The organism is Pseudomonas sp. S2_A02, from assembly GCF_054668495.1.
On the sequence record NZ_CP162776.1, the window covers coordinates 5,127,013 to 5,135,252 of the forward strand.

At 56.3% G+C, this 8,240-nt stretch carries 5 protein-coding genes; all 5 read left to right on the plus strand.

Going from position 1 to position 8,240, the window contains the following annotated elements; genetic code table 11:
* Positions 1–216 precede the first annotated feature (216 nt).
* Positions 217–1,137, plus strand: a complete 921-nt coding sequence (locus tag AB4O41_RS23435) for a hypothetical protein (RefSeq protein ID WP_460144869.1) — start codon at positions 217–219, stop codon at positions 1,135–1,137.
* Positions 1,138–2,720: 1,583 nt separating this feature from the next.
* Positions 2,721–4,520: an Ig-like domain-containing protein gene (locus AB4O41_RS23440; protein WP_460144870.1), complete on the plus strand. Its 1,800-nt coding sequence runs from the start codon at positions 2,721–2,723 to the stop codon at positions 4,518–4,520.
* 122 nt (positions 4,521–4,642) lie between these two features.
* Complete coding sequence (locus tag AB4O41_RS23445; protein ID WP_460144871.1) at positions 4,643–5,953, plus strand: Tc toxin subunit A; 1,311 nt, start codon at positions 4,643–4,645, stop codon at positions 5,951–5,953.
* A 35-nt stretch (positions 5,954–5,988) separates the two neighbouring features.
* Positions 5,989–7,383 (plus strand): hypothetical protein, encoded by a 1,395-nt coding sequence (locus AB4O41_RS23450; protein WP_460144872.1) that lies wholly within the window; start codon positions 5,989–5,991, stop codon positions 7,381–7,383.
* Complete coding sequence (locus AB4O41_RS23455) at positions 7,368–8,237, plus strand: Ig-like domain-containing protein (RefSeq protein ID WP_460144873.1); 870 nt, start codon at positions 7,368–7,370, stop codon at positions 8,235–8,237. Before AB4O41_RS23450 ends, AB4O41_RS23455 begins: the two co-directional genes overlap by 16 nt.
* Positions 8,238–8,240: the final 3 nt, after the last annotated feature.

Genomic DNA, 8,240 nt, shown 5'->3' on the forward strand with positions numbered 1-8,240 from the left:
TCACGTTACGGGGCAAAGCCAAGGCGCACAAGCCGGCGGATTCTGGCGGATCTGTAGTCCGTTACGCAAGGCGCTGTAGTCACCTTGGTCACTCCCCAGTATGACGAATACCATTCGTCGGGACTGTCAGATCTAACAGGTGTGCAAACAACAGGGGAAGGTGTTCACTTAGTTATCAATCTTGCCAATGCGCCCGATGGGGCCAGGAGAGCGGCCATGGAAAATAACAAGGATGTTACTCAGGACGAACCTGCAAAGGCCTTAAAGGAAGTTGAAATTACGACTCACGAAAGTGGACAAAATTCGCCAGACGAGAATATCCATAGGACGCCGATTATTAACCCAATCCAGAACCTCATCGATGAGCGATTCACTGTTGAAGGGACCGGAGGGGCATTTGGGGCGGCCACGATATATATCGACATTATCAGTCCTGAAGGAGTGCGGCCGACCGCTGCGGGTATAGATCCGAACGGCACATGGCTCGGCCTTACCTCTTTTCCAGCCGGCGAAAGCCCCATGAGTTTTCGGGCCCGGCAAGTTCTCACCAGCGGTGGTAGCTTTCCTTCCGAGGTAATAACGGTCTATCGAGCCCGCCTGACCGGGCCCCCCGCTGGACCTCTTATCCCCCAAAACATTGTCTTCAAGGGCGAGGCTGCACCGGGAACCACAATACGCATAGTCAATGCAGACAATCCGTCAATTGCCTTGAGTGCGAACGTTACCGTGACACCACAGGGCACTTGGGAGGCACCTTTGACGGCCACGCTCCCCGCGGGTCCATTTACGGCAAAAGCTTACTTGCGCCTGGCAGGTTTTACGGACGGTTATACAAACCCGCGCGCTTACACCCTGGGTTTGGAAAAGCCTGTTATTACATCTCCCGAGCCCGGCTCGACGCAGAGCCAGAACTTCGAGATAAAGGGCAATAAAGGCGCAAGCGGCGCCACCGTTCATATATACAAAGACCTGGCGGGTGATGAATACGGCTCGGGCCTCGTGGGGGGCGACGGCACCTGGACGGTAACGGTCAGGGTGCCTTCCGGTACTGTTTCAGTCGTCGCCGAACAGGTCTTGGGTAACTACCGTTCTGGCCGGGGCGCGTTACGGACTTATACTATTCGCCCTTCCAATTAATGACCATCGGAGGGGATTTTTTAATAACGAAAGTGAAATTTTTAAATAACTGAACGCGCAGGGTGGGGGGGCTGACCGTCAGAAGTGCACCTTCAGTTATCTCCGGGCGACTAAACCCAATCGCTGATTGGCAGCGACGCGGATCAAGTTACGGGGCAACGCCAAGGTGCATAAGCCGGCGGAGTAAAAAGAAAGCCTTGGATTGATCAACGGCAGATGGTTAACAAAAGGATATAAGTTATGTCAAATGACAAAAGCGAATTCGGTGAAAATTTGCGTGACGAGGCCCCCGAAGAGAAAGACCTAATCGAAGGGGAGGTGATGCCCTTTTTTACAGATGTTATAGACAACTCCTCCAGCCTTGAAATACAGGCGGCCCCAGCCCCCGTTTTCCCTACGGATTTTAACGGCTCTGCGCAAACATTGCCTTTAGACGTTCGAATGTCAATCGAAGGTGCAGGCTCGGGTGAGTGGTTTGCATCGGTTGGAAATGTTAAGTATCAAGGTAGGCACACCGGTCGCTATTATGACTTGTCGATACCTGATGCCTCCGGTATTAGGGTTAGTATAGAGACCTGGTATAGAATTGCGGGGTTTCCTTCTGATTTGGCTGTTGCCTCCTTTTACATCGTACGAAAACCGGTGATTACCAGCAGTGGATCTTTTATCGGACTCAATCCCATTATAGAAGGAACCGGTGCAGTTCCAGGTGCGCAAGTTACCTTGTATAAACACAATGTTGGAAGCATTCATGGTAGTGCACTCGCAGACTCAGAAGGTAAATGGAAGATTCCGGCCACTAATATGCTTCCAGGTACTATTACACTTACTTGCCGGCAAGTGTTTAAAGGTAAAGTATCCGAGGCGGCAGATCCAGTTACTATAAGATTGCTTATGCTCACGGTCATCACGGAACCACGCAATGGTCAACAAGTGCGAGTTGAAGCTTTGACTTTTGCAGGAACTTGCGATCCAAGTACTGAGATCGTTGTCGTTAACAGGGATAATAGGGCAGTACTGTCTGACCGGAAAAATTTTAATATCGATAAATGGACGCTTCCCCTATTGCCAAGGCTGTTGTTACCCAGCGGTGAATTGACTATTGAAGCGCAATATAAATCTGTCGGGGAACCTCAAAGGAATTCGGATCCTATCACCTTCACGGTGGACAGCAGACCACTCTGGGGTACGCCGGCCTCCGGCAGCGAGCAGAATGAGTCTTTCACCATTACCGGCACCGGCGGCGTCGCGGGTGCAACGATCTTTGTATACAAAGACCTGCAGTTCTCTCCAAGCTATGGCTCGCAGCTGGTCACCAACACAAACGGCAGCTGGAGTGTCACGGTCAATGTTCCGCCGGGGCCGATTTCGCTTGTTGCCGAGCAGGTAATGGGCAGTGTCCATTCCGGACGCGGAACTACTCGCCATTTCAAAATCCGCCCCCCAAAAGTCAGCTCATTCACCGCCCGTCCCGCCGACGACAACACCGTGACATTCTCCGGCAACGGGGGGTATGTGGGGGAAGTGCCGGCCTATATTGAAATCACCTTCACCCCCCTAGCCGGCTTCCGATCGAATTGCCTGTGCAAACTTCGTCCTGGACCCACACCTCCGACAACTGGCTGCCGGGCAATTACACCTGTCAGGCGCGCCAATGGGTGCGTGGGGCATCGGCTGGCGAGAAGATCTATTCCGAGGCTACCGCTCCCCTTTCTTTTTCGATAAGCGTTCCGAAGCCCACGCTCACGTTTCATGTGGATGAGGATCAGCGGCCGAGGTTTTCCGGGACTGGCCATCATTGGGATAACCAGCCTGCCACCCAGGTCGAGGTATTGGGTGGCACATCAACTGTGCCGAAAGCTCCCGTGATATCGGGCCAATGGTCGACTGAGGCGTCGCAAGCTTGGGCTCCCGGTAACCATTCAGTGAAGGCGAGGCAGCTGTTCCAGGCAAGCGGAAGCCCGGAACTGGCATCTGCCTGGACCGATCCGATATTCGTGGCCATTCGGCCCCGGCTCCCAACGATCGACACCATTGACGAAAACGGTTTGTTTCCGATTTTCTCAGGCACCTGCTGGCCTGGCGCGGTGGTCAAGTTCGAGTTCAGCGACGGCGGGCTACCCGGCTCCGCGACCAGCGATAATGCGGGGAAATGGACGTTCACCCGGCCGCAACTCTCGCTGCCAGGCGAGCATACCGTCACGGCCACCCAGACATTTGGCGGACAAACATCCAACCCGGCGAGCAAGCTGTTCAGGGTGGCGGTGATAAAACCTGTCATCACGCCGTTAACGGCGCCGGTAGGCCACCAGGATTCGGTGATCGAAGGCCATGGCGGCGTGCCCGGCGCGATGTTGAAAATCTATGGATACCACACCGAGTCGTTGCTGGGCGAGGCGCCCGTGACGGGGGACAAATGGGCGGTAACCATTGACGAACTGGCATTTGGACCCAGTGATGTTTATGCGCGACAGACGTTCAACCAAACGCACTCCGAACACAGCCAGCCTGCCCGCCTGGAGGTCGTATTGTTGGCGCCTGTCGTGCAAACACCGCTGCCGGACGATAAGGTCGCGCGAAAATTCACAATCCAGGGGCGTGGGGCTCGTCCAAAAGGTTCGGATGCGGCGTTTGTGCATGTGTGGCTGGACGATGCGCCTGATCCATGGACTGTTCGGGTGGTGTGGAACACCGGTCATTGGGAGTACGACGCCGTTTTGCCAGTGGGCGCTCATACCTTGACCTTCCAACAGTATTTCAGGGATCACAAGTCTGTACGCGAAGCGCTGGTGCTGGCGGTAGTGCCCGCCAAACCGTTTATCGAAAGTCCGGCCAGCGGCGAAGCCATCGAGGCACACATGGCGGTGTTTGGCTTTGGCTATCCGGGCGATACGGTCAGCCTCGCCTTCGCCGATGCCACCGAAGTGCCCTTGGGTACCGCTGAGGTGCAAGAGGATGGCACCTGGTCGCTGCGCCTGCCGATTGACCGGCCGGCCGGCCAGGCAGCGTTGTTCGCTCAGCAGAGTTATGGAGAGCACCTGTCCGGGTGGACTGAGGCGCGTGCCCTCGAACTGCGAACCGATCCACCGTTGTTTACAGCCCCCCGATCTGGCCAATGGGTATTGCCTCAACCGGTGTTCGCCGGTACGGCCGAGGTGGGAAGTGCTGTTGTGCTGCTTGCCTGGTTTAATCCGGAGATAAAACTGGGCGAATCCAGCTTCACCGGCAAAGCCTGGGAAGCGACACCGTCGCAAGCCTTGTCACCCTACGAGCATTGGGTTCGGGCACAAACATCAGTGGGCGCGCAGACATCCGCCATGGCCGACAGCCCTCGATTCGAAGTGATTACCGTCGCAGAAAAAACTGCCCATCCGGGCGCCTGAAGTCCGATGAACGGTCGTCTCTACTGTCAGTTCTGACAGTAGACGCCCCAGCTTGGCCAGCGCATCTTTATTCCAGACATTATTCATTGTGACCGTTTCACCTACGCCGGAGCATCAGGATCATGGATACGCCCAACAGCCTGGCCAGACAGTATTATGAGAGACTTTTCGATGCGTCCGAACGTGAGGCGTTGCCTGAGCTCAACCAGTTTTTCGACACGCAGGGCTCGGTGTGTGCCTTGGCGGAAAAGGGTGTCGACAGGCTGATGGCCGACTACGGGATGAACCGTGACAAGGCACAGGCGTTTCTGACGCGGCTCAATCCGCTGGCGACCTCTGTGCTGCGTCAGTATATCCACCACCAACAAACCGGCCCTGCCCCGGTAGACCCGGAACGATCAAGATGGCCTGCCGGGGATCACGGGCCGACCTATGCCAGTTTGTTCAAGCCTGCCTACGAAATGCTGTGCTCACCGCAATCCATTGAAGCCATTCATTCGCCGGCGGCTTATTTGGCCTCCCTGGGCTATTGGGCCGGATATCGGCTCGGGAGCACGGACGAACAAGGATTGCCGTTAAAGAATCGCCGCACGGACCTCGACGAATTGCCTGTCGATATCAACACGGTCCATGACAGCGTGCCCTCGGTAGAGGTCGTCACCCACGTGATGGAAACATTCATCAAAACTGAAAGCGGCCAGCTCGACATCGATAAAGCCTTGAGTCGCAGCCGTTACCCCAATGGGCTGCCGTTTCATCGGCCCTGGGTGACGCTGAATTACCTTGCGCGGGAGCATCTGGAATCGGTCGGCAGCGTAAGGCAGCTCTGTGACCCCAAGTCTCCGTATTTTCTTTACCCGCCGCTTCGGAGTAAGGAGTCGGATGCGGCTCTCTCACTGGCGGCACGATTCAGTGTCGAGCAGAGAACACTGTTGATCGAACCCTCTTTTTCTTTGGAAACACAAGAAGCCTATTTCAAGGCGAACTTCGGTCTGGTGAAGGTGCAGTACAAGTGTCTGTCATCTCAGGTGAGTTATTTCAACAACAGAACTCAGCTGAATCAGCAAGGGATGGAAGCGCTTCTATCGATCAAGGATTTCGCCACAACCTTGTCGCCAAATTACGTTCCGGACAGTAGCGAATCTGTTAGCAGTGCGCATTCAGGCTCGGTTTTTATCAACGCAGGTGTTTCGCCTGCCATTTCCATTATCTATTCCACCGTAGCAAGTGTATTCAACCTGTTTGAGGACCTCGACCACCCCCGCATCGATCGGATAAACCGCAAGTTGCGCCTGGACAAATGGCTGGGATTGCCCACCCACCAAGTCGACAGGTTGCTCGTCGCTGCGATGGAGGCTGAGAACGCACCTGCGCCACCGAAGTACTGGATAACCCCCATACGATCCGCGCGCTGGGGTTGTTTCAGGAATTAAGGGAACACTTCGCGTGCACCGCCGAAGATTTTTCAGTGTTTATCCATCACATTTCTGTCTTTGGACGAGGCATCGAGGCCGCTCAATTCGACCGTGTGTTCAATGAGAACACCCTGTTTACGCGTCCCTTGAAGATCGACGACGGTGAGTTTGCGATCATCCCGCAGACAGAAGCCGACATGCTGACGATCAGCCAGATACGCAGCGCGCTGGGCATCGAGCTGGAAACCTATCTTTACCTGGCGCAAGTGATCGCGCAGGCCCATAAGGTGACCGTGTTGCGCCGCAGCGTGCCCATTCTTTCCAGTTTTTACCGGATGGCAAAGCTGCCGCGCCTGATCGGGATCACGCCGATCGAGGCCGTGGCGCTGCTGCAGATAATGGGTGGCGATAACAGCCTGCTGTTCAGTCTGGCAGGCGCACCGCGGATCATCGCCGGGCAAAAGGGGCCTAACTACACCGATGTGCTCAGCGTCATTCAGGCGTTGGTGGACAGTGTGCGTTGGTGTCTGGACGCCGGCCTGACGGTGCACTGGGTCGCCCAGCATGTACCGACGGCCATCGCCCCCGCGTTGCCTTCGCAGGTCGAGTTCGCGCTGGCTGAACAGTTGAGGAGTCAGATTGTTGCGGCGCTGTTTACCGAGCAATTGTTGAGCATGGGTGGTGCGCCGCTTCTGCCGAACAACCGGCCATGGCTGGAGGTGCTCATGGCATTGGTGGATGAAAAAGGGCTCGTGCTGCATTTTGAAGAAACGGCGGCGCGGCCTTACAAGACCCATGCCCGGGAGACGATTGACAGGGCGGTAAAGGCAACTCTGCCGGATCTTGATGAAGGCGAGCAGGCAGTACTGACAGAAAAAATTCTCGATGTGCTGCTGCGTTGCCGCAGTGGCCAGCACAGCGTGGTCCAGGAAGGCCTGTCGGGGTATTCCGGCCTGACTTCGGATATCACGCTTTTGGTGCTGACCTGGTCGGGTGCCTCGGTGTACCAGGTGCTGGCTCGGGTCTTGTCGGCTTCCACGCTCGATGGAATGGCTGTCTCCCGGCGTCAGGAGCCTGATCATCCCGAGGACGCGTTTTGGGTCATTTTGGCGGAGTTTCTGCGGCGCAGTTCCATTGTCCGCACGTTGGAACTCAGCACCATCTTTTTGAAGTATCACCTGGAAGAAAACCGCGAACAAACGCCACATGGACAAACAGCCCCGGCCTTTTCACTCGCCACGCTGTACAACCTCAGCGTCTACAAGCGGGCGCTGGCGCTGAGCGCCAAACCGGAAGAGCAACTGGTGAGTTATTTCCAGCGCGTCGGTGCGCTACCGGCAAGCCTTGTAGCGGACGGCAAGACCCTTGTCCAAAACGCGGCGGCGAAGTTACTGGCTGAACTGTTCACCTGGAGTACCCGGGAGGTTTTGGCGTGCGCTTTCGGGTGAGCCCGGATGAAGGGCTGATTCGAACCGTGGCCCAGCTTGATGTGTTGTTGCGTGTCCGGGCGTTCGCCTTGCGCAGCGGCATGGACGCCGAGGCGATCCTGGCGATCGGCACGCTGCCTCTGGATGGCAGCTACGAGCAGTACAAGGCTGTGGCCGATCGGGTCACGGCCAGCCTGACCCAGCCGGGAAATCCGCTTATCGCTGATGACATCGGCTCGGTGGGGCAGGATGTGCAGATGACCGTTACGGTTAAGCCTGAACGTTTGATCGCGAACAAACCTGACGAGTTTGCGACCTATACCATCACCGTCCAAAACCGTGCTGGTAAAGCGCTGAGAGGAGTCAACGTGCACTGGCGACCGACGCTGGGGCAGCTCGAAACGTTGATGACGCCCACTGACGACTATGGCGTGGCAACCGTGAAGTTGTATGCCGGTACGGTCATGGGCAGTGCGATGACGTTCTATCAGCATGACCTGGGCAAGCAGCTGGCGGGCCCGACGGTAGAGATTGGCTTTGATGTGAGCACACTTGGCCCTACCCGCGAGTCACCCGTGCCGACCAAGCCGATGGTGGGGACGCCGGTCTCGTTGTTTCTCACGGTTGTGGACCGTTACCGCAACCTGGCGGCCGATCAGTCGGTGCTCTGGGAATTCAATTCGCCGAGTATCCCTGAGATCGTGACACATACAAACCGGGCCGGCCTGGCTGAGGTCATGTTCACCAGCGACGAACCCGGGAACGTCAGAGTAAAAGCCATAATCATCGCCAATGGCAATAGCACGACATTCAGGTCGATCGAGTTCATACCCCGCCCCGACGAATTCGCTGATTCACCTCTTAGCATGGCATGAGCC

Excerpts from the sequence above, each read along its gene's own strand:
- AB4O41_RS23435 (WP_460144869.1), top strand. The coding sequence starts at position 217 with ATGGAAAATAACAAGGATGTTACTCAGGACGAACCTGCAAAGGCCTTA.
- AB4O41_RS23445 (WP_460144871.1), top strand. The coding sequence starts at position 4,643 with ATGGATACGCCCAACAGCCTGGCCAGACAGTATTATGAGAGACTTTTC.